This window comes from Nocardiopsis sp. NPDC058631, assembly GCF_042716955.1.
In the GTDB taxonomy this organism is placed as follows: domain Bacteria; phylum Actinomycetota; class Actinomycetes; order Streptosporangiales; family Streptosporangiaceae; genus Nocardiopsis.
The window spans coordinates 128,575-153,242 of sequence record NZ_JBHXQY010000001.1; the positions used below are offsets into that span (position 1 = coordinate 128,575).

Genomic DNA, 24,668 nt, shown 5'->3' on the forward strand with positions numbered 1-24,668 from the left:
TAGCCGTCCACAGCTCGGAGGCCGCCGCTCCCGTGCGGGCCTGCGCGCTGCTGTCACCGAAATCGGCCCGCCCCTCGGCGAAAGGCAACCGGACGTGTCCCTCGGTTCACCACCAGCTCCCGCCGCCTCCGCCGCCGTACGACGCCACGGCGACCGCGTGTCGCACTCCGGCGGATCCCTCCTCTCCCGGGTGACCCACGGGGTGCGGCTGGCACAGGACGGCAGGTTCGAGGAGACCGTGGACCTCCTCACCGACACCCGCCTGCGCCTGAGCGGCCACCCGGTGGCCGACGCCGCCCAGGTGATGCCCGGGGTCCTGGTCAACCTGGGGCTGGCACAGATCCTGTGCGGCCGCTTCGGCCAGGCCGAGGACCACCTGCGCGAGGCCCTCTCCCTCACGCAGGAGCGCGGGCTCCCCCTCCTCGGCATGGTGGCCGACCAGAACCTGGGCTGCCTCAGCCTCTACCGGGGCGACGCCTCCTCTGCCATCGCGACCTTCCACGCGCTCTCCCCGCGCTTGCCCGCCTCCCTGCGAGAGGCCCTCCAGGTCGACCTGGCGGAGGCCCTGCTGGCCGAAGGCCTGGTGGAGGAGGCCGCGGAGGCCCTCGCGGACGGCCCCTGGGCCGACGGGAGGTCGACGTCGGCGAGCACGCTGCTGGTGGAGGCCAAGCTCCGGCTGCTGCGGGGCGACCACCGCCGCGCGGTGGAGCTGACCGGACGCGTCCGCCACGGGTTCGGCCGGGGGTCGCTCTGGTACCGGTTGGCCTCCCGCCTGGAGCACAGGGCGTTGCGCGAGGCCCGCCCCCGCCCGCCGTCGCCCGTGGAACGGGCCGCGAACGCGCTGGCGGCCAGGGTCCCCCTGGCCGTCACCGCGCGGGAAGGGCGGTCCGCCCGGCACGAGGTCCTGGCTTCGCTGCCCTCCGCCGGCGGCCCGCCCGCGCCCCGGGCGGCGCGGACGGCCGAGGACCCGCACGTCGTGCGGGCGGGACTGGAGAGTGCGCTGGCCTCCGGGGACGCGTCCGCCGCCCTGGAGTGGGCGGAGCTGGCCCGGACCTGGGCCGTGCCGCGCGTTCCCGGCCCCCTGGAGCGCGCACCCGAGATGGCCGCCCTGGCGGAGGGGTACCGCGACGCCCTGGTCCACGACCGGGACGCGGACGCGGCGGCCCGACGCTGGGAGTCGGCGCGCTGGTACACCCACCACACGACCCGGGCCGCGGTCCGGCCGGACGGCGCCTGGTTCGCCGGGTCTGCGGGGCCCCGCCGCACAACGCCCCCGCCGGCCGCCGACACGGCACCGCAGCCGCGACCCGTCCGGCGTCCGCACCCGGGCACCCCGGATCCCGCCGGTCCGCGCCCCGTCACCGGTCCCCTCCTGGAACGGCTCGGGGACCGGGCGTTCCTGCGGTACACGCGGGCTGCGGGCGACGCGGTGGTGCTCATCGCGACGGACGGGCGCGTGCACTGCCGCGTGCTGGGACCGCTCCCCCAGGTGGCGCAAGCCCTGTCCCGGTTCGTCCACCCGCTCCTCGTCCCCGGGCGCCCACCGGGGGCAGCGGCGCGCGAAGCGGCCAACCTCGCCACCCGGGCCCTGCTCGGCCCCGTCCTCCCGCTGGTCGGGGACCGTCCCCTGGTGGTGGCCAGCGACCCCTACCTGGGCGACCCTCCCTGGGGCATGCTGCCCGCGCTGCGCGGACGCCCGGTGAACCTGGTGCCCACCGCCCGTTTCTGGCTGGACCGCCACGGGGCGTTCCGCACGGGGGCACCCCGCCCGCGCAGGGTCCTGCTGGTGGCCGCGCCCGAACCCGACGGCGCGGTCCGCGAGGTGGCCCAGCTCACGGGACTCTACCCCGGGGCGAGCGTGCTCACCGGCGACCGGGCACGGCGCGGGGACGTGCTGGACGGGATCGGGCAGGCCGACCTGGTGCACCTGGCCGGGCACGGCCATGTGCCCGCCCGCTCGCCCATGCTCTCCTCCGTCGGCCTCGCCGACGGACCCCTTCTCGCCTGCGACCTGGCCTCGCTGTCGGGCGTGCCGGACGTGGTGGCCCTGTCGACCTGCTGGAGCGGTCGGGACTTCGCGGGCCGCGCCGGTGCTCCGCTCGGGTTCGCCGGCGCGCTCCTGGCAGCCGGGGCGCACACCGTGGTGGCCAGCCCCGTCCCCGTGGGGGACTCCGGTACCGGTGAGGCGATGCGCCGCTTCCACCGCGCCCTGGCCGGCGGGGTGCCCGCGCCCGAGGCGGTGGCTGTCCACCTCGGGCGTGTGGGCTTCTGCTGCTTCGGCGCCTGAACGGCGCCCGGGGCCGGACGCCCAGCGGTGGCGCCCGGACCCCGCCTGCTCCGCCTCACACGGGGGCCGTCACCAGCCGCGTTCGCGCCACTTCGCGAGACTGGGGCGCTCGGCTCCCAGGGTGGTGTCGGCCCCGTGCCCGGGGTAGACCCAGGTGTCGTCGGACAGTGCCCCGAACACGCGCTCCTCCACATCCCCGAACAGGGTGCGGAAGTCCTCGTCCGACCAGGTGCGGCCGACACCGCCCGGGAAGAGCGAGTCGCCCGAGAACAGGTGGGTGCCGCCGGCCGGGTCGTCGTAGCGCAGGGCGATCGACCCCGGGGTGTGTCCGCGCAGGTGGATGACGGTGACGGAGCTCTCGCCGACGGGGATCCGCGTCCCGTGCACGACGGGTTCGTCCACCGACACCGGGAGCTCGTCCCCGTCGTCGGGGTGGGCCACCGTCCGCGCCCCGGTCTGGCCGACCACCTCTGCGAGGGCCGTCCAGTGGTCCTGGTGGCGGTGGGTGGTGATCACCCGTGTCAGTCCGTCCTCGCCGACCATCTCCAGGATCCGGTCCGGCTCGGCGGCCGCGTCGATGAGTACCGCCTCACCTGTCGCGTGGCAACGCAGCAGGTAGGCATTGTTCTCCATCGGGCCGACGGTGAGTTTGCTGATCGTCAGATTACTTAGTCGTCGCAGGTCGGCGGGGCCGCCGACCCTCGTATCTCCGGAGTAGCTCACCCGACCATTGTGGCCTGCCGACGGGAGCGGGCGCACCCGGACCGCGCATGCCGGGCACCCGGCGACCCGGGCGTCCGACCCCTGCGGCCGGGAAACCCCCGCTCGGCGCTCTCGGGCACGGTCGGCGCTACTGCGCCCAGCGGGGTGAGCGCTTCTCGAAGAAGGCCGCCCGGCCCTCGGCCGCGTCCTCTCCGGAGAAGAACTCCGCGGACAGCTCGCCCATGCGCGTGAACGCCTCCCTGCGCCGTTCGGGTGCGGCCAGCGCGCTCGCTCCGAGCTCGCCCAGGAGCTCCTTGGTGCGGGAGAGCGCGCGCGGGGCCGCGCCCCGCAGCCCCTGGAGGACCGCGTCCACGGCGTGCGCCATGTCCCGGTCGGGCACGGCCTGGGTGAGCAGCCCCGCCTTGGCCGCGGCGGAGGCGTCGAACAGCTCGCCCGTGAGGAAGTAGCGGCTCAGCTGGCGCGAGTGCATCCGCGCGGACACGGGCACGGAGATGATGGCGGGGACCACACCGATGCGCACCTCGGTGAAGGCGAAGGTGGCACTCTTGGGAGCGAGCGCGATGTCGGCGGCGGCCACCAGTCCGATCCCTCCCGCGCGGGCGGCGCCGTTGAGGACGGCGATCACCGGTTTGGGGGCACCCATGATCTGCTCGAAGATCTCGGGGAGTTCGGGGGCCGGCTCCGCGGGGGTTCCCTGGAGCGCCGCTCCGACCTCCTTCAGGTCCGCCCCGGCGCAGAACACCGGGCCCGTGCCGGTGAGCACGATCCCGCGCACCCCGTCGTCGGCCACCGCCCGGGCGAGTGCGTCGGACAGTTCCGAGCGCAGCCGCGCGGACAGCGCGTTGCGGTTGCGGGGGGAGTCGAGGGTGACCGTGGCGATGGCACGGTCGACGGCCAGGCTTACCAGGGGGGCGTCGTCCGGGGGTGTCGGGGACGGGTGCTGCGTCATCGCAGGCTGACCTTTCTCCGTGTCCGTCTCCGCGTGTGCGGAGAGGGGTGTGAACCGCGCGCGGACCTGTCGGACACGGCGCGCGTACGCGTCCGGTGGGCGCCCGGTCGCGTCTCGCTTGTGGCGGTATACGCGAATCCGCTTCAACCTTAGACGGCCCGAATGTCAAGGCACCACGCTTCGTCACGCCCGGTTCGTTAAGTCCCTGTCACGCGCGGCCCCGGGGTGTTACGCAGGCCCGGCAAAGACCGCTTTCACCCGCCGTCCACCCGCCGCCGCGCGGGGCGCACGCGCCGGGGGCGCGGCCCCGGAGGGTCCGCGCCCCCGGAGGACGGGTCGCCGTCGTGCGGCGGCGGTTCAGCGCGTGGTGGCCGTGGACAGGGCCTCGGCGAAGTGCAGCATCGCGGAGACCGCGGCGGAACCGTCGGCAGCCTCGCTCACCCGCAGGGTGAGGGGCTCCGCGGTGATCGCGCCCGTGTACCCGTGGTCGAGCTCGCACGTCTCGTCCGCGCAGGCGGCGGGTTCGAGGTCGATGTTGGCGACAGCTCCCCAGTTGACCGACAGGTTGACGCTCAGCACCAGTTCGCTGGGCAGGCTGCCCGGGGTGTACTGGGCCGGGTTGGGCACCACCCGGGTCAGGGCGACCGACTGGATGTTGCCCATCTGGATGCTGTCGGTCGTGGTGGAGGCGTGCGAGGTGCCTTCCGTCTCGTTCGGCGGGTGCTCGTCCGTGTGGCACACCACGAGCCGGGTCGCGGTCAGCAGCATGACGGTGATGTGTCGCCGCATCTCCATCGCCGGGTCGAAGGTCGCCTCGTGGTGCACGATGAACGCCTCCGCGCTCTCGCCGCCCAGGGCCTGGGCAACGGCGTCGATCACCAGCGCGGGATAGTACCCGCTGCGTTCGATCTCCAGTCGCCAGTCCGTGGACACGGCACGTGTTTTCCTCATACCCCTATCCTGCCCCTTTCCCGGGACACTTCGCGACCGGGCGGAGAAGAGGGAGGACCAACCCCCGATCAGAACGTCACCCCGCGCAACCGCCGCGGTCCCGCGTCCGGTCGTACGTCGGGGGCCTCCCGCAACCACATGCGGGCACCCAGGACGTGGGCGCCGGTGGCGTTGACCAGGACCGGGTCCAAGTCCACGTAGCCGATCTCCGGAAACGCCTCCACCAGGCGGGACACCCGGATGAGGAGTTCCTCCAGCGCCTCCACGTTGGGCTGCTCCGCGAGCGAGGTCGCGCCCGCGGGAAGGCCGAACAGCAGGGGGGCGGCGCGCACCGCGTGGATGAGGTCCGCGGCGTCCATGTCGGTGAGGGGAGCGAGACGGAACGCACGGTCGTCCAGGAGTTCGGCGGTCACGTCGGCCAGGCCGAACGAGACCACCGACCCGAAGGACTGGTTGTCCCCCGCCCGGATCACCGTGGGCACTCCCGGCGCGGCCATGCGCTGGACGACGAGCCCGGCCTCGGCCCCGAACCGGTCGTACAGCGACAGGAAGGCACTGCGCACGTCCTCCGGTGTGCGCAGGTCCGCCCGGACGAACGCGCCCCCCGCGCGCACCCGCAGGTCGGGGGAGTCGGCCTTGACGACCACCGGATAGCCGAGTTCCCCCGCGGCGACCACGGCCCCCTCCGCCGAGGACACCGGGATGTCCGGGTAGGCGGCGATGCCGTAGCAGGCCAGCAGGTCACGGGCGTCCTCGCTGGAGATCGCCGTCTCCTCGTCGTAGCGGCGCTCGCCGCCGAACCAGGCGACGTCGTCCGCCGAGGGCTTGGCGTTCCTGAGCGCGCGGACCAGGGTGGCGCGGGCCCGCGCCCCGTCGATGTCGGGCAGTTCGGGGTGGCGTCCCGGTTTGCGGTTGCGCCACTGCGTGTAGCGGGTCGCGTAGGCCAGGGCGCGGACCGCGTCCTCGGGCGAGGGGTAGGAGGGCACCGACCCGCGCAGGGTCTCACCGCTGTCGCCGACGTGGCGCAGCTCCTCGGGGAGCCCCTGGCGCCCCAGGTAGGTGGCGACGATCGGCTTGTCGGAGTCGAGCGAGCGCGCCCGCAGCACCCGTGCCACGTCGTCGGAGATGGGGTGGAGCGCGGGGATGAACACGACCACGACCGAGTGGACGTCCTCGGCCGCCAGCGCCGTCTCCAGCGCCAGGTCGAAATCCTCCGCGGTGGCCTGCGGGCCGAGGTTGACCGGGTCGTGCGGCTTGAGTCCCTGGCGTACGGCCGCGTCCTTGACCAGCAGCTCCAGGGAGTCGGAGTTGCCGATGATCCCCACCCGGGGCCCCTTGGGCAGGGGTTGGTAGGCGAACACCTGGGCGGCGTCGAACATCTGCGTGATGTCGTCGACCCGCACCACACCGGCCTGCTGGAACAGCGAGGTGACCGCGTAGTCGGGCAGGGAGAGCCCTCCCGCGGCGTGGCCCGTGGGGGTGGCCTGGGCGGAACCGCCGCTGCGTACCGCCACGACGGGCTTCTGCTTGGCGAGGCGCCGGGCCAGGCGGGTGAACTTGCGCGGGTTGCCGAGCGACTCCAGGTACTGGAGCACGACCTCGGTGGCGGGGTCCTCCTGCCAGTACTGCATGAGGTCGTTGCCGGACACGTCGGCGCGGTTGCCCGCGGAGACGAACGTGGACAGGCCCATCCCGCGCTCGGCGACCCGCTGCAGGATGGCCCGCCCCAGGGCGCCGGACTGGGAGAAGAATCCGATCGATCCCACCGGCGGCAGGTCCGGGGACAGGGTGGCGTTGAGCGACACCCTGGGGTCGCTGTTGGCGATGCCCAGGCAGTTGGGGCCGACGACGCGCATCCCGGCGGCGCGGGCGGTGCGCACCAGCTCGTCCTGGCGTTCGCGGCCCTCCGGGCCGATCTCGCCGAACCCGGAGCTGACCACGACCAGCCCGAGCACGCCCTTGTCGGCGCACTGCTCGACGACGTCGACGACCATGTCGGCGCGGACCGCGACGACCGCCAGGTCGACCTGGTCGGGTATGTCCAGGACCGAGGGGTAGGCGCGCACGCCCACGACCGCCCTGGCCTCGGGGTGCACCGGGTACACGGGCCCCTGGAACTCACCGCCGAGCAGGTTGCGCAGGGCTGTCTGGCCGATGGTGTGGGCGGTGCGGCTCGCGCCGATCACGGCCACCGAGTTGGGGAACAGGAGCCGGGCGATGGAGCGCGACTCGGCGCGCTGCTCGCGGGCGCGCATGACCTCGGTGGAGTCGTCCGTCGGCTGGATGTCCAGGGTGAGACGGATGACACCCTCGTCGAAGGTCTGCTGGGCGGTGTACCCGGCCTCGCGGAAGACGTTGATCATCCGCCGGTTCTCGGGCAGCACGTCCGCGATGAAGCGGCGCACCCCCCGTTCCCGCGCGGCCGCGCCGATGTGCTCCAGGAGCACCGACGCCAGTCCGCGGCCCTGGTGGCCGTCCTCCACCACGAAGGCGACCTCGGCCTCCTCCGGCGCGACCTTGTCGTAGCGCACCACGGCGACCAGGGAGTCGGAGATGGTGGCGACCAGCGCCACGCGGTCCTCGTAGTCGACCGTGGTGAACCGTTTCACATCGCGGTCGGAGAGTTTGGGGTAGGGCGCGAAGAACCGGTAGTAGATCGTCTCCGGGGAGAGCCGTGCATGGAACTCGCGCAGCAGGTCGGCGTCGTCAGGGGTGATGGGGCGCATATGCGCGGTGCCGCCGTCGGTCAGGACGACGTCGGCTTCCCAGTGGTTCGGGTAGGACTGCACGACTGCGAGACTAGACGACAATCGGTCGAATCCGGGGAAAGTCCATGCGGGCACCTCGAAAACACCGCACCGGGTGTACCCGGTGCACCCTGTCCGGGCTTCGGTGCCCTTCTCCGAGCCGACCGGCCACGTGGGCCGGGTGCGCGCGGCAGAGGGCGCCCGGGCCCCCGCGACGCCGCCCACGGCGCCGTTCCACGCCCTTCCTCCGACGTGTGGCCGGGGCGCGTTCACTTCGTTACACGCCGCTGACGGTTCACCTGTTAACGTCGTGCGAGCACGGATTCTTATAACCCTCGGTGGTGGCTGGCGAAATGACACGAGTGGTCGTGATCGGTGACCTGATGACCGACGCCGTCGCGCGCGCGTTCCACCCGTTGGCCCGCGGCAGCGACACTCCGGCGTCCGTGATCATGTATGGCGGAGGGTCCGGGGCCAACATCGCCTCGTGGCTCGCCGTGGAGGGCACCGACACCACGTTCGTCGGCCGCCGCGGCTCCGACATCACCGGCCGGACCCGTGAGATGGAACTCATGGGCTACGGGCTGGACTCGCGCATGGTGATGGATCCGGAGCGGCCCACGGGTACCTGCGTGGTGATGATCACCCACCGGGGCGACCGCACGATGCTGAGCGACCCGGGGGCCAACGCCCGGCTCCAGCCCGAGGATTTGCCCCGCGACGTGTTCGGCCCCGACGGGCACCTGCACGTGTCGGGGTACACGCTGATCAACGCCGACTCCCGGCGCGCCGCACGGGTGGCGCTGCGGATGGCCCGTGAGAGCGGGATGTCGATCTCGGTCGACGGCGGCTCGCACGCACCGCTGGAGCGCGCGGGCGCGGAGAACTTCCTGGAGTGGACCCAGGGCGCCCGGCTGCTCTTCGCCAACGTCGACCAGGCCCGGGTACTGACCGGCCGGGACGAGCCCGAGGCCGCGGCGAAGGTGCTGACGGCCTGGTTCCCCAACGTGGTGCTCAAGCTGGGCCAGGGCGGCGGCCTGTGGGCGTCCAAGACCCGGGACGACTGCGTGACCGCGCCCGCCGAACCCGTGGAGCCCTCCCCCGGCTCGGTGGGGGCCGGAGACGCCTTCGTCGCGGGGTTCCTCCCGGCGTGGCTGGCCGGGCGCCACCCCAAGGAGGCGCTGGGCCGGGCCCACCGCCTGGCCGCGCGCGCCCTGCACCAGCCGGGCGCCCGCCCGGACCTGGGTGAGGGACAGCCCGTCCGGCGCGGCGCTCCCCGGGGCCAGCGCATCCGCTGACCCCGTTGCCCCCCGTGCCGCCGGTTTCGGCGGCACCGCTCCGCCGTGCCGGCCCGGTCGGCTGTCCGGTCCCTCGTGCCGACGGCGGCGCTCAGCCCCCGGTGGTGGCCAGGGTCAGCGGCAGCACCTCGGGGGCGCCTGCGCTTCTGAGCAGGGCGGCTCCCACGGTCAGGCTCCACCCGGTGTCGGTGTAGTCGTCCACCAGCAGAACCGGCCCCGGAGTCTGCGCCTGGACCGCAGCCAAACGCTCGCGCAGCTCGTCGCCGACGCTCAGGGACGTGTACACCTGGGCCAGGCGCATGGCGCTGTTGTGCCGTCTCTGCTCCCTGCCCCCGCGGTACTCCAGCGCTCCGACCGGGGTCAGCCTGCCCAGCTGTGAGAGCCGGGCGGCGAGGTCGTTGATCAGGGCGGGACGGGTGAGGGACGGCATCACGACGACACCGACCGGCCTGCGCTCCCACCCCCATGTGGCGAGGACCCGCACCACGCCCTGGAGCATCCGCTCGTCGACCGGGGCGTCCGGGGCGTCGTCCGCGAGCACGCGCCGCAGCTCGTTGCCCCAGCCGATGTCGGTGAGGCGGCCCAGGGCCCGCCCCTCCCCCGCACGGAGGTCGTCCTTGATCTTCCCGGACAGGCTCACCCCCAGGGTGTCCATGCCGGACGGCCACTGCCGGCGGGGGGCGATGGGTGTGCCGGGGCGGTCGAGGTGCTCCGCGGCGGCCTCCTGGCGCCCGGGGTCCACGTCGGTGCTCCAGTACTCGCCGGTGCACACGTCGCAGCGCCCGCAGGTGACGCTCTCGGGGTCGTCCAGCTGCCGGCGCAGGAACTCCATGCGGCAGGTGTCCAGGTCGATGTAGTCGAGCATGGCGCGCTGTTCGCGCTCCCGGGCCTCGGTGACGGCCGCGTACCGCTCCGCGTCGTAGCTCCACGGCTGCCCGGTGGCCTCCCAGCCGCCGCGGACCCGGCGGACCGCGCCGTCCACGTCCAGCACCTTCAGCATCTGTTCCAGGCGGGTGCGGCGCAGATCCACCCGCGTCTCCAGCGCGGCCACGGACAGCGGCCGGCCCTCCGCCCCGAGCACGTCCAGGGTCTGGCGGACGGTCTGCTCCGGCGGGAACGACAGCCCGGCGAAGTACTCCCAGATCTGGGTGTCCTCGCGGCCCGGCAGCAGGACCACCTCGGCGCGCTCCACCCCGCGACCGGCGCGGCCGACCTGCTGGTAGTAGGAGATCGGGGACTGCGGGGCGCCCAGGTGTACGACGAACCCCAGGTCCGGCTTGTCGAAGCCCATGCCGAGCGCACTGGTGGCGACCAGCGCCTTGACACGGTTGGCGAGGAGGGCGTCCTCGGCCTCCCTGCGTTCGTCGGGGTCGGTCTGCCCGGTGTAGGCGAGCACCTCCAGACCCTGCTCGCGGAGGAAGCGGGCGGTCTCCTGTGCGGCGCTGACGGTGAGCGTGTACACGATCCCCGAGCCGTGGATCTTGGGGAGGTGCTCGGCGAGCCAGCTGAGCCTCGCCGTGGGGTCGGGCAGGCGCGCGACGGCCAGACGCAGGCTCTCCCTCTCCAGCGAGCCGCGCAGCACGAGCGTGTCCTGGCGCTCGCCGCCCGCCTGGAGCTGTTCGGCGACGTCGCGGGTGACCCGCTCGTTCGCCGTGGCCGTGGTGGCCAGGACGGGGACGCCGTCGGGCAGGTCGTGCAGCAGGGATCGGATGCGCCGGTAGTCGGGACGGAAGTCGTGGCCCCAGTCGGAGACGCAGTGGGCCTCGTCGATGACGACCAGGCCCGCTCCCGCGGCGAGCTCGGGCAGGACCCGGTCGCGGAACTCGGGGTTGTTGAGGCGTTCGGGGCTGACCAGCAGGACGTCGACCTCGCCCGCCGCGACGTCGGCGTAGGTGGCCTCCCACGCGGTGGTGTTGGAGCTGTTGATGGTGCGGGCCCGGATGCCGGCCCGCTCGGCGGCGGAGATCTGGTTGCGCATCAGCGCCAGGAGGGGGGAGACGATGACCGTGGGGCCCGCCCCCTCGGCCCGGCGCAGGGCCGTGGCCACGAAGTACACCGCGGACTTGCCCCATCCGGTGCGCTGGACGACGAGTGCTCTGCGGTGCTCGGCGACCAGGGCGTGGATGGCGGTCCACTGGTCCTCGCGCAGTCGGGCGGAGTCCCCGGCGAGGGCACGCAGGTGCGCCTCGGCCTGCTCGCGCAGCGCGCCGCCGGGGGCGTCGGCGGGGACGGTGGTATCAGCGGTGGGTGTGGCCATGTCTCCCTTGGTACCAGAGCCGGGGGACATCGGAGCGGTCGTCCACAGGCCGACCGCCCGCGGACGCCCGGCGTGCCCCGGTCCCGGAGCGGTCGTGGCGACCCGCAGCCCGGAAGGAACCGGGTTCCAAGGAAACCCGCAAGACACACCGCGTAACGAAAGGGAAACTATCCGTCTTCCCGGCATTGCACTCCCGAGCCGGCATCTGAACACTCGACGCCAGGGCTCACGTCTGGGGTCGCTCGCGCTTGGGAGCGCTCCCGGGCTTTCGCGACTGGCATGGCGAAAGGACACGGACATGCATCGACCATGGGGCCGGACCATCCCTCGACGGGTCTCCCCGGAGGCCCTCGTCCACCGCGGGGGAAGGCCCTCGCGCCCCGCGCTCCTGGCCGCCGGGGCCGCCCTCCTCCTCACCGCGGCGGTCGCCCCGGCGCTCACCGGCCCCGGGACCGCGTCCACCGCGGCCACCACCGCCTCCTCGGGTGCGGCGGACGTCCCCGTGGGCTCGGGCAGCTACACCGACACCCTCCCGGCCGGGGCCTCCGGGCCCTCCGCTCTCAACGGCGCACCGGCCTCCCCCAAGGTGACCGACGACTACGAGGGCGCCGCCCCCACCAACGAGTGGTGGTCCTCACTCATCTTCCAGCGCTACCCGGAGAACCCCCACGGCGAGAACCTCTTCGCCCACCCCGCCAGCTACCACCCCCACGAGGGCGGTCTGGAGATGGGCTACCCCCAGACCCCCGCGCTCGTCGCCGACGGCCTCAAGTACGAGCACCCCCACGCCGCCGACCTGTCCCTGGGCGCGGTCGGGCTCGACTCCCCCGACACCCGGGTCGCCGACAGCGGCGACTGGACGGTCACCGCCGAGTGGGCGGGCGGCGGTCCCACCCTGCGCGTCACCATCGGCCAGGGCCTGCCCTTCGCCTACGCCGAGACCAGCGGCGGCGACGCCGAGGTGAGCTTCGAGAGCGCGCCCGACGTCTGGCACGAGGACGGCTCCGTCGTCGGCGCGAGCGTCGGCGACCGCCACTACGCGCTGTTCGCGCCGACGGGTTCCCCCTGGACCCGGTCGGGCGACACGTTCACCGCCGCCACCGGTGACGACGGCCACTACTCCGTCGCCGTCCTGCCCTCGCCCGAGGACCTGGACGCCTTCGCCCCCTACGCCCACTCCTTCGTCACGGACTCCCTGGTGGAGTACGACTACGACGAGGCCGCGTCCACCCTGACCAGCACCTACCGGGTGGAGACCGAGCCCGTCGAGGGCGACCGGACCGGCACCCTCATGGCCCTCTACCCCCACCAGTGGAACAACGCGGTCACGGACGTGACCGGCCAGTCCTACGCCTCTCCGCGCGGCGAGATGCGCGTCACAGAGGGCGGGAGCTTCACCACGGAGCTGACCACCAACGGCGTCCTGCCCAGCCTGCCCACGGTCGACGGCGCCGACCACGACCGCATGCGGCAGCTCATCGACGAGGTGCTCGCCGAGGAGGAGCTCTTCCCCGAGCCCGGCGACACCTACTGGGACGGCAAGGCCATGGGCCGTCTCGCGCAGCTCGTCCCCGTCGCCGACTCCATCGGCCACACCGAGGCCCGCGACGAGCTCCTCGGCCTGGTCAAGGGACGTCTGGAGGACTGGCTGACGGCGGGCGGCACACGCCAGTTCCACTACAACGCCGAGTGGGGGACCATGCTCGGCTACCCCGACAGCTTCGGGGCCGCCCAGGAGCTCAACGACCACGACTTCCACTACGGCTACTTCGTCTCGGCCGCCGCCGTCGTCGCCCGCTACGACCGCGCCTGGGCAGCCGAGGACGCCTGGGGCGGCATGATCCGCCTCCTGATCCGCGACGTCGCCGCCACCGACCCCGACGACCCGATGTTCCCGCGCCTGCGCTCCTTCTCGCCCTACGCCGGGCACGGCTGGGCGTCCGGGCACGCCGGGTTCGCGGCGGGCAACAACCAGGAGTCCTCCTCCGAGGGCATGCACTTCGCCGCCGCCACCGCCCTGTTCGGCTCCCTGACCGGCGACGAGGAGATCCGCGACCTCGGCGTGTACCTGCACACCACCCAGGCCTCCGCGATCCCCCGCTACTGGCAGGACCAGGGCGGCGGAACGTTCCCGGAGGACTACGAGCACGACGTCGTCGGCATGGTGTGGGGCGACGGCGGCGACTACCGCATCTGGTGGGACGGCGGCGACGAGGAGCACTACGGCATCAACTACCTGCCCATCACCGCCGGTTCGCTCTACCTCGGGCACGACCCCGAGCACGCCGGTGCCGTCTACCAGTCGCTCGTGGACCGCCTGGGCCGCGAGCCGGAGATCTGGAGGGACATCCACTGGGCGCACCGCGCCCTCTCCGACGGCGACGACGCCCTGCGCATGTTCGAGGAGCAGTGGCAGACCTACGAACCGGAGGCGGGCGGCTCCAAGCCGCACACCTACCAGTGGGTCTCCACCCTCGCCGAGGTCGGCACCGTCGACGCCTCCGTCACCGCCGACACCGCCCACTACGCGGTGTTCGACGACGGCGGCACCCGCACCCACACCGCCTTCAACCCGGGCACCGACCCGGTGACGGTCACGTTCTCCGACGGCGTCGAGCTGCGCGTGGAGCCCGGTTCCCTGGCCTCCACCAGGGGTGAGGGCGGCGGGGGCGACCCCGGAGACCCCGGCGACCCCGGAGACCCCGGCGACCCCGGTGAGCCCGGGGACGGCAACGTCGGGGACGGAGACCTCCACCTGACCCCCTCGGCTCTCTCCGGAACCCCGCACGGGTCCGCCGACGAGATCACCGTGGCCTCCGCCGGAGGGCGCAACCAGGACGGCCTGCCGCCGGAGGACCGGGTGGTCCTGCGGGTCGACGGCCTGACCGGCTCACACACCGGCGACGCCACCGCGTTCTCCCTGCCGGTGGACTCCGGAAACGCGATCGCCAACGCGGTCCAGGTCCGCGTGGTCTACGACCTGGACGGCGACGGCGCCGACGACCGGACGGAGACCTACCGCTACTTCGCCACCAACGACCAGTCCGGCTGGGAGGAGTACACGCAGGGAGGAGGCGTGGCCGACAGCGACGGCGCCCTCGGCGACATGGTCGACGGCTCGGTCCGCGTCGAACTGTGGAGCGCCCTGGGAAGCCACAGCTCACAGATCCTGGTCGGCCCGGACGAGGGCGCCTCGATCACGATCCCCTTCACCGACTGACGGCGAGCAGGCTCTGACCAGCGGTCAGAGCCTGCTCCTCCGGGCCCTCGCCCCGGCCCGCGTCCGGGCGACCGAACCGACCCCCGTCAGCCAGGTTCCCCTCCGAAGAACAGGGCCCGGACCCGCCCCCCGTCACACCACGGTGCTTTTCGCCCCTCCCTGCTTTCAGGGCGAAAACCACGTCGCAGGCGGTCAAAACCCCTCAGTCGCGCGACTCACACAGGCTCAACCACGCGTCCGCGTACGTTTCAGTCCCTGGCACAGGCCAGAATTACGGACATGGCCCGTACTACTTCCCGTCCCCCCGAGGATCTTGCCGAGAAGATCATCGACATCGACGTCTCCGAGGAGATGCGAGGCAGCTTCCTGGAGTACGCGTACTCGGTCATCTACCAACGCGCGCTCCCAGACGCCCGCGACGGCATGAAGCCGGTGCAACGGCGCATCCTCTACCAGATGAACGAGATGGGGCTCCGCCACGACCGCGGGCACGTCAAGTGCGCCCGCGTGGTCGGGGACGTGATGGGTCGGCTCCACCCCCACGGTGACAGCGCCATCTACGACGCCCTCGTCCGTCTCAGCCAGTCCTTCGCCATGCGCGTGCCCCTGGTCGACGGCCACGGCAACTTCGGTTCGCTGGGCGGCGACGACGCCCCCGCCGCCATGCGCTACACCGAGGCCCGGCTGGACCGCGCCGCCGAACTGCTGGTCTCGTCCATCGACGAGAACGTCGTCGACTTCAAACCGAACTACGACGGACAGGAGACCGAACCCGAGGTCCTTCCCGCCGCTTTCCCCAACCTGCTGGTCAACGGAGCGTCCGGCATCGCCGTGGGCATGGCCACCAACATGGCCCCCCACAACCTGGGCGAGGTCATCGCAGCCGCACGCCACCTGATCTCCCACCCCGACGCGACCCTGGAGGAGCTCACCGAGTTCGTGCCCGGGCCGGACCTGCCCACGGGCGGGACCATCGTCGGACTGGACGGCATCCGCGACGCCTACCGCAGCGGCCGGGGCACCTTCAAGACGCGCGCCGCCGTCGCCATCGAGAAGGTCTCCGCACGCCGCACCGGCCTGGTCGTCACCGCGCTCCCCTACAACGTGGGACCGGAGAAGGTCGTCAGCCGCATCAAGGAGCTGGTGCAGTCCAAGAAGCTCCAGGGCATCTCCGACCTCAAGGACCTCACCGACCGCACCCAGGGGCTGCGCCTGGTGATCGAGCTCAAGAACGGCTTCAACCCCGAGGCCGTGCTGGAGGAGCTCTACCGGCTCACGCCGATGGAGGAGTCCTTCGGCATCAACAACGTCGCCCTCGTGGAAGGCCAGCCCCAGACCCTGGGCCTGCGCGAACTCCTTGAGGTGTACGTCAACCACCGCCTGGAGGTCGTCCGCCGCCGCAGCGAGTTCCGCCGCACGAAGCGGCAGGAGCGGCTGCACCTGGTGGACGGCCTGGTCACGGCCCTGCTGAACATCGACCGCGTCATCGCCCTCATCCGCGAGGCCGACGACACGGCGGCGGCCCGCGAGTCCCTGATGGGCGCCTACGCCCTGTCCGACACCCAGGCCCGCTACATCCTGGACACCCCGCTGCGCCGCCTGACCCGCTTCGACCGGCTGGAACTGGAGACCGAGCGGGAGAAGCTCAACCAGGAGATCGACTCGCTGACCGCGATCCTGGAGTCGGACAAGAAGCTGCGCCGCGTGGTCTCCAAGGAGCTCGCCGACGTCTCCAAGGAGTTCGCCACACCGCGCCGCACCCAGCTCCGCGAGAGCAACGGGGCCGCCCGCAGCGCCGTCGTCCCGCTGGAGATGGCCGACCAGCCCTGCCACGTGCTGTTCGGTGTGGACGGCGCCATCGGCCGCAGCAAGGGCGCCACCGCGCCCCGCCTCTACGAGGGGCTGCGCACCCGGCACGACGCGATCCACGTGTCAATTCCCACCACGTCGCGCTCGGACGTCGGCCTGGTCACCGATCTGGGACGGATGATCCGCGTCCCGGTGGTGGAGCTGCCCGAGCTGCCGGACCGGGACGAGGAGCGCCCGCCCCTGGCCTCGGGCCTGGACGTCGGGGAGTTCGTCCAGCTTGAGGAGGGCGAACGCGTCGTGTCGGTGGTGGCGATGGACGCGTCGGGCCCCGGCTTCGCCGTGGGCACGGTCGGGGGCGTGGTCAAGCGGGTCGCCCCGGATTACCCGCCCAACAAGGACGACTTCGAGGTCATCGCGCTCAAGGACGACGACCGCGTCATCGGTGTCACCCAGCTGTCCTCCGGCGAGGAGGACCTCGCGTTCATCACCTCGGAGGCGCAGCTGCTGCGCTTCTCCTCGGCCACCGTGCGCCCGCAGGGCAGGCCCGCGGGGGGTGTGGCCGGCGTACGCCTGTCGGAGGAGGCGCGCGTACTCTGGTTCGGTGCCGTGCCCAGTCCCGAGGACTCGGTGGTGGTCACCGTCTCCGGCTCCTCCAACGCCCTGGACGGCACACAGGCCGGTTCGGCCAAGGTGACCCCCTTCGAGACCTATCCGACGAAGGGCCGCGCCACCGGCGGTGTGCGCTGCCACCGCTACCTGAAGGGCGAGGACACCCTGCTGTTCGGCTGGATCGGCCGGGCCCCGGCCCGCGCCTCGCGGGCGGACGGCAAGCCGGTGCGGCTGCCCGACACGAGCGACCGTCGGGACGGGTCGGGTGACGCCCTCCCGAGGGCCATCGTTACTGTTGGTAGCGGCCAGACCGACTCCGGGATCACGGTTCCCGGGGCGGGCGCCTGATCTCGTCGCACCGTGCCGTGCGCATCGGAGTGCTCCGGTGTGCACGGCACCTCTGCGACCAAGGACAAGGGAGTGACCCCACATGGGAGACAACAACGGCACCGTCCCCTCCTCCGGTGCCTTCGACGACGTGTTCGCGGCCAACGCCGACTACGCGGACGGTTTCTCGCTGGCCGGGCTCAAACCGGTCGCCGCGCGCGGCCTCGCCCTGGTGACCTGCATGGACTCCAGGATCGAGCCCCTGGACATGCTCGGCCTGGAACCGGGCGACGCCAAGATCCTGCGCAACGCCGGCGCCCGGGTGACCGACGACACCCTGCGCACCCTGGTCCTGGCGGTGTACCTGCTCGGGGTCGAGCGCGTGCTGGTCCTGCCGCACACCCGCTGCAAGATGGCGTCGGTGGCCAACGACGACGTCGTCCACGACCTCATCCAGGAGGAGTACGGGGTGGACACGCGGAGCCTGGAGTTCCACACGAACAGCGACCAGCTGGGCGCGCTCCAGCACGACCTGGAGCGCATCCGCCACCACCCGCTCCTCCCCGACGGCCTGCCCGTCGCGGGCGCGATCTACGACGTGGAGACCGGGCGGGTCTCACCGGCGCGACTCTGAGTCCGCGGCCGGGGCGGTGACCGCCCCCGCGGGAGCACCGGTCCGGGCGGCCGACCGGGTGTGCGGGCCACGTGTTCGGGGATCCCTCTAGTGGAGGTGGTGGCGCCAGTGGGTCACACCAGACCTCACCAAGCGCCTCCTCCCCCTGCGCCACACCAGGGAATGCGGCCAGACCCCTGGCCGTTGTGATCCGGGACGGTTCGCGCCGTCGGAAGGAGCACCGTGGAAGAGAGCACCTACGAGACCTACAACCGCGCCCGCATGTTCATGGAACTGGGCGATCCGATCTACGCGGCCCGCACCCTCGAACCGATCGTCGAACACGAACCCGACAGCCGGTCCCTGCTGGAGCTGCTCGGGCGTGCCTACTTCCACTCCGCTCAGCTCAACAAGGCCGAGAGGACCTTCCGCAGGATCATCGAGCTGGACCCGGTGGACAACTGGGCGCACATCGCGCTCGCACGCACGCTGGAGCGCCAGAGCCGCCACGAGGAGGCGGCCACGTACCGGCGCATGTACTCGGTGATGTCCGGGGGCTCGCTGGACTGAGGGCAGCCCCTCGCCTTCACGCGATCCGGGGCCGGACCCGCGAGGGTCCGGCCTCCCGCGCGCCGGGGCCGGGCGGGCCGGGAGGCACGGGAGGCACGGGAGACTACCCTGCTGACCATGGCACCCTCACCAACCGGTCCGGAACCGGACGACGCCGCTCCGTGGGTGGACCGCTCCGACGACGGCACGCGCGCCTGGGTCGACGAAGCGGTCCGCAAGGTCGTGGCCGACGCGAACCGTTCGGCCGACACCCACCTGCACGTGTTCCCGCTGCCCCCGGAGTGGGGCATCGACCTGTACCTGAAGGACGAGTCGGTGCACCCCACCGGCAGCCTCAAGCACCGGCTGGCGCGTTCTCTGTTCCTGTACGGGCTCGCCAACGGGTGGATCCGCGAGGGCACCACCGTGGTGGAGGCCAGCTCGGGGTCCACCGCCGTGTCGGAGGCCTACTTCGCGCAGCTGATCGGGGTGGACTTCATCACGGTCATCCCCCGCAGGACCAGCCCCGAGAAGATCGCCCTCATCGAGCGGTACGGAGGCCGGTGCCACTTCGTGGACAGCCCCCCGGCGATGTACACCGAGGCGGAGCGGCTCGCGGCGGAGAGCGGCGGCCACTACATGGACCAGTTCACCTACGCCGAGCGCGCCACCGACTGGCGGGGCAACAACAACATCGCCGAGTCGATCTTCGAGCAGCTCGGCATGGAGCGCTACCCCTGCCCGGACTGGATCGTGGTGGGGGCCGGCACCGGGGGCACGTCCGCGACCATCGGCCGGTTCCTGCGCTACCGGCGCCTGGACACGCGCCTGGCCGTGGTCGACCCGGAGAACTCGGCGTTCTTCCCCGGCTGGGTGACCGGCGCGGCCGACTACGCCACGGGGATGCCCTCGCGGATCGAGGGCATCGGCCGCCCCCGCATGGAACCGAGCTTCGTCCCCTCGGTGATCGACCTGATGATCCCGGTGCCCGACGCGGCGAGCATCGCCGCGATGCGGCACCTGCACGACCACACCGGCCTGTCCGCGGGGGGCTCGACGGGCACCAGCCTGTGGGGGGTGTGGCACCTCGTCGCCAGGATGCTCCGTGAGGGCCGCAGGGGCAGTGTGGTCACCCTGATCTGCGACGGCGGCGAACGCTACCAGCACAGCTACTACAACGACGCGTGGGTGGCACAGCGGGGTCTGGACCCCGCCCCCTACCGGGCCTCCATCGACCGCTTCCTCGGCGACGGCGTGTGGGAGCCCCCCGGCGCGCGCTGAGGACGCGGAAGGGCCCGCACGGGGTGTGCGGGCCCTTCCGCGGAGCCGGTGACGGGCCCCGACCGGGTCAGATGTCGACGCGCGCGATGTCCAGCTCCTGTGCACCCTGCTGGATGAACCTGCGCCGCGGCGCCACCTCGTTGCCCATCAGCAGGTTGAACACGGCGGCGGCCTCCTCGGCCTGCTCGACCCGGATCCGGCGCAGGGTCCGGTGGCGGGGGTCCATGGTGGTCTCCGCCAACTGGTCGGCGTCCATCTCACCCAGGCCCTTGTACCGCTGCACCGGCTCCTTCCAGCTGATCTTGCGCTTCTCCAGGTCCAGTACGGTGCGCTGGAGCTCGGCGTCGGAGTAGGTGTAGATGTAGCGGTCCTCGGGCTTGGCGCCCCGCTTGCGCCGGATGTTGGTCAGCTCGATGCGGTGCAGCGGCGGCACCGCGGCGAACACCCGCCCCGCCTCCAGCATCGGCCGCATGTAGCGGTAGATGAGCGTGAGCAGCAGGCAGCGGATGTGCGCGCCGTCCACGTCCGCGTCGGCCATGAGGATCATCCGGCCGTAGCGCGCGGCGTCGATGTCGAAGGTCCGGCCCGACCCGGCTCCGATCACCTGGAGGATCGCGGCGCACTCGGCGTTCTTGAGCATGTCGGTGACCGACGACTTCTGCACGTTGAGGATCTTGCCGCGGATCGGCAGCAGCGCCTGGAACTCGGAGTCGCGCGCCAGCTTGGCGGTGCCCAGCGCGGAGTCGCCCTCGACGATGAAGAGCTCGCTGTGCTCCAGCCCCTCGCTGCGGCAGTCGACCAGTTTGGCGGGCAGCGCCGAGTTCTCCAGGGCGTTCTTGCGCCGCTGGGTCTCCCGCTGCTGGCGGGCGGCCAGCCGCGCCTTGGCGGCGCCCACGACCTTCTCCAGGACCGTGCGGGCCCTGGCCTTCTCCAGCTTCTTGGTGGAGGTGAGGAACTCGCGCAGCTCCTTGCCGACCACCTGGGAGACGATGCGTGTCGCGGCGGAGGTGCCGAGGATCTCCTTGGTCTGGCCCTCGAACTGGGGTTCGGGCAGTCGGACGGTGACGACCGCCGTGAGCCCCTCCTGCGTGTCGTCCTTGGTGACGGGGTCGTCGCTGTTCTTGAGCAGCTTGGTGGCGCGCAGCTGGTCGTTGACGACCCGTACCAGGGCGCGCTCGAAGCCGTTGATGTGCGTGCCGCCCTTGGGGGTGGCGATCACGTTGACGAAGGAGCGCACCGTGGTGTCGTAGCCGGTGCCCCAGCGCAGGGCGACGTCGACGTCCAGGCGGCGCTCGACGTCGGCGGGCACCAGGTGCCCCGCGTCGTCCAGGACCGGGACGGTCTCGGTGAAGCTGCCGCTGCCCTGGATGCGCAGGACGTCGCTGACCGGGTCGTCCGGGGCCAGGAAGGTACAGAACTCGCTGATGCCGCCGTCGAAGCGGAACTCCTCCTCGTGGGCGGGCTCCCCCTCGGCGCGCTCGTCGCGCACGGCGATGGTCAGTCCGGGGACGAGGAACGCGGTCTGGCGGGCCCGGTCGAGCAAATGCTCGCGGGTGATCTCCGCGTCCTTGAGGAAGATCTGCATGTCCGGCCAGAAGCGGATGCGGGTGCCGGTGGTCCTCTGGGCGACCTTGCGGATCTGGTCCAGACCGGACGAGGGGGTGAACTCGGCGTCGGGGCCGGGACCCGCGAAACGGCCGGGCATGCCCCGGCGGAAGCTCATCGCGTGGGTCCGGCCCTGGCGGTCCACCTCGGCGTCGACCCGCGCGGACAGGGCGTTCACGACAGAGAGGCCGACGCCGTGCAGGCCGCCGGAGGCGGTGTAGGAGCCCGAGCCGAACTTGCCGCCCGCGTGGAGCTTGGTCATGACCAGCTCCACACCGGACAGCCCGGACTTGGGCTCCAGGTCGACCGGGATACCGCGCCCGTCGTCACTGACCGCCACGGAGCCGTCGGCGTGCAGGGTGACGTCGATCCGGCCGCAGAAGTCACCCAGGGCCTCGTCCACGGAGTTGTCGATGATCTCCCACATGCAGTGGGTGAGGCCGCGACTGTCGGTGGACCCGATGTACATGCCCGGGCGTTTGCGCACCGCCTCAAGACCTTCGAGGACCGACAGGTGCCGGGCTGAGTAGTCCCCCGGGTCGTGGACGGCTGCGGTCAAGGCGGTCACTCGGACATCTCCTGCGTTTCGAGGGTCATCGGGGTCTGCTGCGGTGCGTGCTCTTTGTACCGCGCCGCACCGACGAAAGGGGGGGCTGGCCACGGCGCGCCGGTCGCTTTCCCTCGCGCACGGCGGGATGGGCGGGCATGCACCGCGGGGGCGCCGACCGGCGTCGTCACCGGGAGCGCACGGAGCGGGCTCCGCTGAAACAGGGTGGAGGGAGCACGGATCCTGCCCCGCGCGAGACTACCACCTCTGGTGGATGCGACCTGGATACTCCCCTTTTCCGGGGATGCAGGCCCCGCGCGGGGGTACAACGAGAGGAAGAACCGATGGCCGGCAAGAAAGGTCCCAAAGCGTTCCTTCCAGGCATCAACCAGGCAGATTCCGCTGTCGGCGTACACGGCAGCTGGTTGGGAACGTCTGGGTCGGGTTAGATGTTGTCAGAGGTGACTAACGCCGAGTATTGAGGATGGCGAAGTGACTGGAACCCTTGCCCCCACTCAGCCGCTGACGGCTGCTGACCGCTGCGACCGTTGTGGTGCACAGGCCTACGTCCGGGTGCTGCTGAACTCCGGCGGCGAACTCCTGTTCTGCGCGCACCACATGCGCAAGCACGACGACTCTCTCCGAAAGATCGCTTCGGACATCCAAGACGAGACCGACAAGCTCACCGAGAGCAAGAACTCCACGGACGAGCGTTAGCCACACGAACACAAGAGAACACGGCCTGACACCGACGGCGGCCCCACCCGGGGCCGCCGTCCTTCTTGTGCGCGGCCCCTGTGCCCTCAGCCCAGGACCCGGTTGTGGTAGCGGGAGACCTGGACGAACCCGGCTCCCCCGTACAGCCGCAGGGCCGGCTCGTTCCCCTCCACGACGCACAGGTAGGCGCTCCGCGCCTCCCTGTCGTACGCCCAGCGCAGCAGGTCGGCGAGGAGTGCGGCGGCCACACCCCTGCCGCGGGCCTCGGGTGAGGTGACCATGGCGCAGATCCCGACCGACCCCCCGTCCAGGACGGCGCAGCCGCGTCCCTCCCCCGTGGCGGAGACCCCGTAGGCGGTCCGGACCTGCCCGAGGATGCGCGTGACGGTGTCCGCCGTGCGCCCGTCCACCCCGGTGCGCCCGAACAGGGCTGACCACCCGGGGGTGGGCCGGGTGGTGATCAGGGAGGTGCCGTCGGCCTCCGGCCGCTCGTCCAGCCCGCGGGCGAGGACCAGGGTGGGTTCCACCACCGAGTAGCCGTGCTCCGCCAGCCTGGCGTCCACGTCCTCCTCCCCCGGCCACACCTGCGCGCACGGCCGCACCCCGCGCCCGGTGTAGAAGGCGGTGACCTCGGCGACGTCCGCCCCGGGGTCCAGGACCAGCGCGGAGTTCGCCCTCTTGGTGACACCGTCGGCGAAGCCGAGGCGCCAGCCCCCGCGGGTCTCCACACCGAACGCGGGCCAGTCCCGCGCCACCCGTGCCGCCCACTCGTGCATGTCCGCTCCCCAAGGTCCTCGCCGGCAGAAGCGGCCGATGCTACCCGTGCGGGCGCGCGGCCACGGTGACGCGGGCACTCCTGGAGGTCCGCGGCGCGGTCCCGGGGCAGCCGTCGTGGGCGGGCGCCCCTCCGACGGGACCCGGCCCCCGGCTTCCCCGCCCCGACCCGCCCTGCTCTCGGGCGTGCGTCGCCTTCGTCACCCTCGCGGTCCGGACCGTCCGGGTCCGCCCCCGGCCGCCGAACACGCCCTACCATGGGCGGGCACCCACCACCCCCGCCCACCAGGGAGTCCGCACCATGCTCGTCCTGCTGCCGCCGTCCGAGGGCAAGGCCACCTCCGGAGGGGGACCGCGCCTGGACGCGGACGCGCTCACCCTGCCGGAGCTGGCACCGGCCCGTGCACAGGTGCTGGAGGCGCTGACGGAGCTGTGCGCGGGACCCGAGGACGTCGCCATGGACGTCCTGGGCCTGACCGCCAACCAGGCCGACGCGCTCAAGCGCAACCTGGACGTGGCCACCGCGCCGACGCTGCGCGCCGCCGAGCTGTACACGGGGGTCCTCTACGACCGGCTGGGGCTGCCCGACCTTCTCGGATCCCCGGCCGCCGACCGCGTCCGCGAACGGGTCCTGGTCTTCTCCGGCCTGTGGGGCGTCGTCGGTCCCGCCGACCGGCTGCCCCCGTACCGGCTGTCCATGGGGGTGCGGCTCCCTCCGCTCGGCGGGTTGGGAGCCCACTGGCGCCGCGCCCTGGCCGAACCCCTGGGCGGGCTCGCCGAGGGGCGGCTACTGGTGGACTGCCGCTCGGCCTCCTACGCCGCGGCGTTCCGGCCGGCCGGCGCAGCGGCCGAACGCACCGTGGCGGTGCGCGTGCTGCGCGAGCGCGAGGTGGACGGGTCCGTCGAGCGCTCGGTGGTCAGCCACATGGCCAAGGCGACCCGGGGCGAGATCGCCCGCGCCCTGCTCGTGGAGGGGGTGGACGCCGACACCCCGGAGGAGCTGGTGCCGGCCCTGCGGGACCTGGGGCACACCGCGGAGCTGCAGCCCGCGGCGCGGGCCAGGGCCTCTCGCGTCATGGACGTGGTCGTCCGCGACTGAGGGCGCACGTGAGACGGGGGGTGACACACGGTCACCCCCCGTCGCATAACGACTCGGCATCGCAACTTTATGCCGCACCTACAGCATGTGCGACACCATGGGCGGCGTCGGATGGACGACGAACACACCCTGGGACACCTCCCCGCGCGCGGGGAGGGGCGTTCCAGCCGGACGCTGGAGGACACGCGGGGGTCGCCACGCCCGTGGGCCGACACGGCACCGGAAACCGTTGTGCCGCCCCGCACGCGGGCGGGACGGCACAACGGACACGGCCTGCTTCGGTCGGAACTACCCGGGGAACCCAGG

16 protein-coding genes are annotated in these 24,668 nt (G+C 72.5%); 9 read left to right on the plus strand and 7 right to left on the minus strand.

Annotated elements, in window-relative coordinates; all coding sequences use genetic code 11:
- Window positions 1–94: 94 nt before the first annotated feature.
- Window positions 95–2,287 (plus strand): CHAT domain-containing protein, encoded by a 2,193-nt coding sequence (locus ACFWTE_RS00605; RefSeq protein WP_378776468.1) that lies wholly within the window; start codon window positions 95–97, stop codon window positions 2,285–2,287.
- Between the two features lie 69 nt (window positions 2,288–2,356).
- Here ACFWTE_RS00605 and ACFWTE_RS00610 read toward each other — a convergent pair whose 3' ends face one another.
- The 4 genes from ACFWTE_RS00610 to ACFWTE_RS00625 form a co-directional block, all read right to left on the minus strand.
- On the minus strand, window positions 2,357–3,010 hold the full coding sequence (locus ACFWTE_RS00610) for an MBL fold metallo-hydrolase (protein ID WP_378776470.1): 654 nt from the start codon (window positions 3,008–3,010) through the stop codon (window positions 2,357–2,359).
- Between the two features lie 127 nt (window positions 3,011–3,137).
- Window positions 3,138–3,959 carry an enoyl-CoA hydratase-related protein gene (locus ACFWTE_RS00615; RefSeq protein ID WP_378776472.1) on the minus strand — a complete coding sequence of 274 codons (822 nt, stop codon included), beginning with the start codon at window positions 3,957–3,959 and terminating at the stop codon, window positions 3,138–3,140.
- Window positions 3,960–4,316: 357 nt separating this feature from the next.
- Window positions 4,317–4,892 (minus strand): DUF5998 family protein, encoded by a 576-nt coding sequence (locus tag ACFWTE_RS00620; protein WP_378776679.1) that lies wholly within the window; start codon window positions 4,890–4,892, stop codon window positions 4,317–4,319.
- 86 nt (window positions 4,893–4,978) lie between these two features.
- Window positions 4,979–7,699: a GNAT family N-acetyltransferase gene (locus tag ACFWTE_RS00625; RefSeq protein ID WP_378776474.1), complete on the minus strand. Its 2,721-nt coding sequence runs from the start codon at window positions 7,697–7,699 to the stop codon at window positions 4,979–4,981.
- A gap of 320 nt (window positions 7,700–8,019) precedes the next feature.
- Between ACFWTE_RS00625 and ACFWTE_RS00630 the strand changes: the two genes are divergently transcribed.
- Window positions 8,020–8,955 carry a carbohydrate kinase family protein gene (locus tag ACFWTE_RS00630; protein WP_378776681.1) on the plus strand — a complete coding sequence of 312 codons (936 nt, stop codon included), beginning with the start codon at window positions 8,020–8,022 and terminating at the stop codon, window positions 8,953–8,955.
- 91 nt (window positions 8,956–9,046) lie between these two features.
- On the opposite strand, the gene ACFWTE_RS00635 is transcribed toward ACFWTE_RS00630, so the two are convergent.
- Window positions 9,047–11,212 carry a RecQ family ATP-dependent DNA helicase gene (locus ACFWTE_RS00635; protein WP_378776477.1) on the minus strand — a complete coding sequence of 722 codons (2,166 nt, stop codon included), beginning with the start codon at window positions 11,210–11,212 and terminating at the stop codon, window positions 9,047–9,049.
- Between the two features lie 298 nt (window positions 11,213–11,510).
- On the opposite strand from ACFWTE_RS00635, the gene ACFWTE_RS00640 reads away from it, so the two are divergent.
- From ACFWTE_RS00640 to ACFWTE_RS00660, 5 genes are all read left to right on the plus strand, one after another.
- The gene (locus ACFWTE_RS00640; RefSeq protein WP_378776479.1) at window positions 11,511–14,432 is read left to right on the plus strand and encodes a glycosyl hydrolase; all 2,922 of its coding nucleotides are present in this window, start codon (window positions 11,511–11,513) and stop codon (window positions 14,430–14,432) included.
- Between the two features lie 279 nt (window positions 14,433–14,711).
- Window positions 14,712–17,198 carry a DNA topoisomerase (ATP-hydrolyzing) subunit A gene (locus ACFWTE_RS00645; protein WP_378776481.1) on the plus strand — a complete coding sequence of 829 codons (2,487 nt, stop codon included), beginning with the start codon at window positions 14,712–14,714 and terminating at the stop codon, window positions 17,196–17,198.
- A gap of 82 nt (window positions 17,199–17,280) precedes the next feature.
- Complete coding sequence (locus tag ACFWTE_RS00650; RefSeq protein WP_378776483.1) at window positions 17,281–17,811, plus strand: beta-class carbonic anhydrase; 531 nt, start codon at window positions 17,281–17,283, stop codon at window positions 17,809–17,811.
- A 222-nt stretch (window positions 17,812–18,033) separates the two neighbouring features.
- Window positions 18,034–18,360, plus strand: coding sequence for a tetratricopeptide repeat protein (locus ACFWTE_RS00655; RefSeq protein WP_378776485.1), 327 nt, complete (start codon window positions 18,034–18,036; stop codon window positions 18,358–18,360).
- Between the two features lie 117 nt (window positions 18,361–18,477).
- Complete coding sequence (locus tag ACFWTE_RS00660; protein ID WP_378776487.1) at window positions 18,478–19,620, plus strand: PLP-dependent cysteine synthase family protein; 1,143 nt, start codon at window positions 18,478–18,480, stop codon at window positions 19,618–19,620.
- Window positions 19,621–19,687: 67 nt separating this feature from the next.
- Here ACFWTE_RS00660 and ACFWTE_RS00665 read toward each other — a convergent pair whose 3' ends face one another.
- Complete coding sequence (locus ACFWTE_RS00665) at window positions 19,688–21,793, minus strand: type IIA DNA topoisomerase subunit B (RefSeq protein ID WP_378776489.1); 2,106 nt, start codon at window positions 21,791–21,793, stop codon at window positions 19,688–19,690.
- A 471-nt stretch (window positions 21,794–22,264) separates the two neighbouring features.
- Between ACFWTE_RS00665 and ACFWTE_RS00670 the strand changes: the two genes are divergently transcribed.
- The gene (locus tag ACFWTE_RS00670) at window positions 22,265–22,489 is read left to right on the plus strand and encodes a hypothetical protein (RefSeq protein WP_330090535.1); all 225 of its coding nucleotides are present in this window, start codon (window positions 22,265–22,267) and stop codon (window positions 22,487–22,489) included.
- Between the two features lie 86 nt (window positions 22,490–22,575).
- On the opposite strand, the gene ACFWTE_RS00675 is transcribed toward ACFWTE_RS00670, so the two are convergent.
- A complete protein-coding gene (locus ACFWTE_RS00675; protein WP_378776491.1) occupies window positions 22,576–23,265 on the minus strand; it encodes a GNAT family N-acetyltransferase in 690 nt (229 codons plus the stop codon).
- A gap of 299 nt (window positions 23,266–23,564) precedes the next feature.
- On the opposite strand from ACFWTE_RS00675, the gene yaaA reads away from it, so the two are divergent.
- Window positions 23,565–24,362: a peroxide stress protein YaaA gene (gene yaaA, locus ACFWTE_RS00680; protein ID WP_378776493.1), complete on the plus strand. Its 798-nt coding sequence runs from the start codon at window positions 23,565–23,567 to the stop codon at window positions 24,360–24,362.
- The last annotated feature ends 306 nt before the right edge of the window (window positions 24,363–24,668 follow it).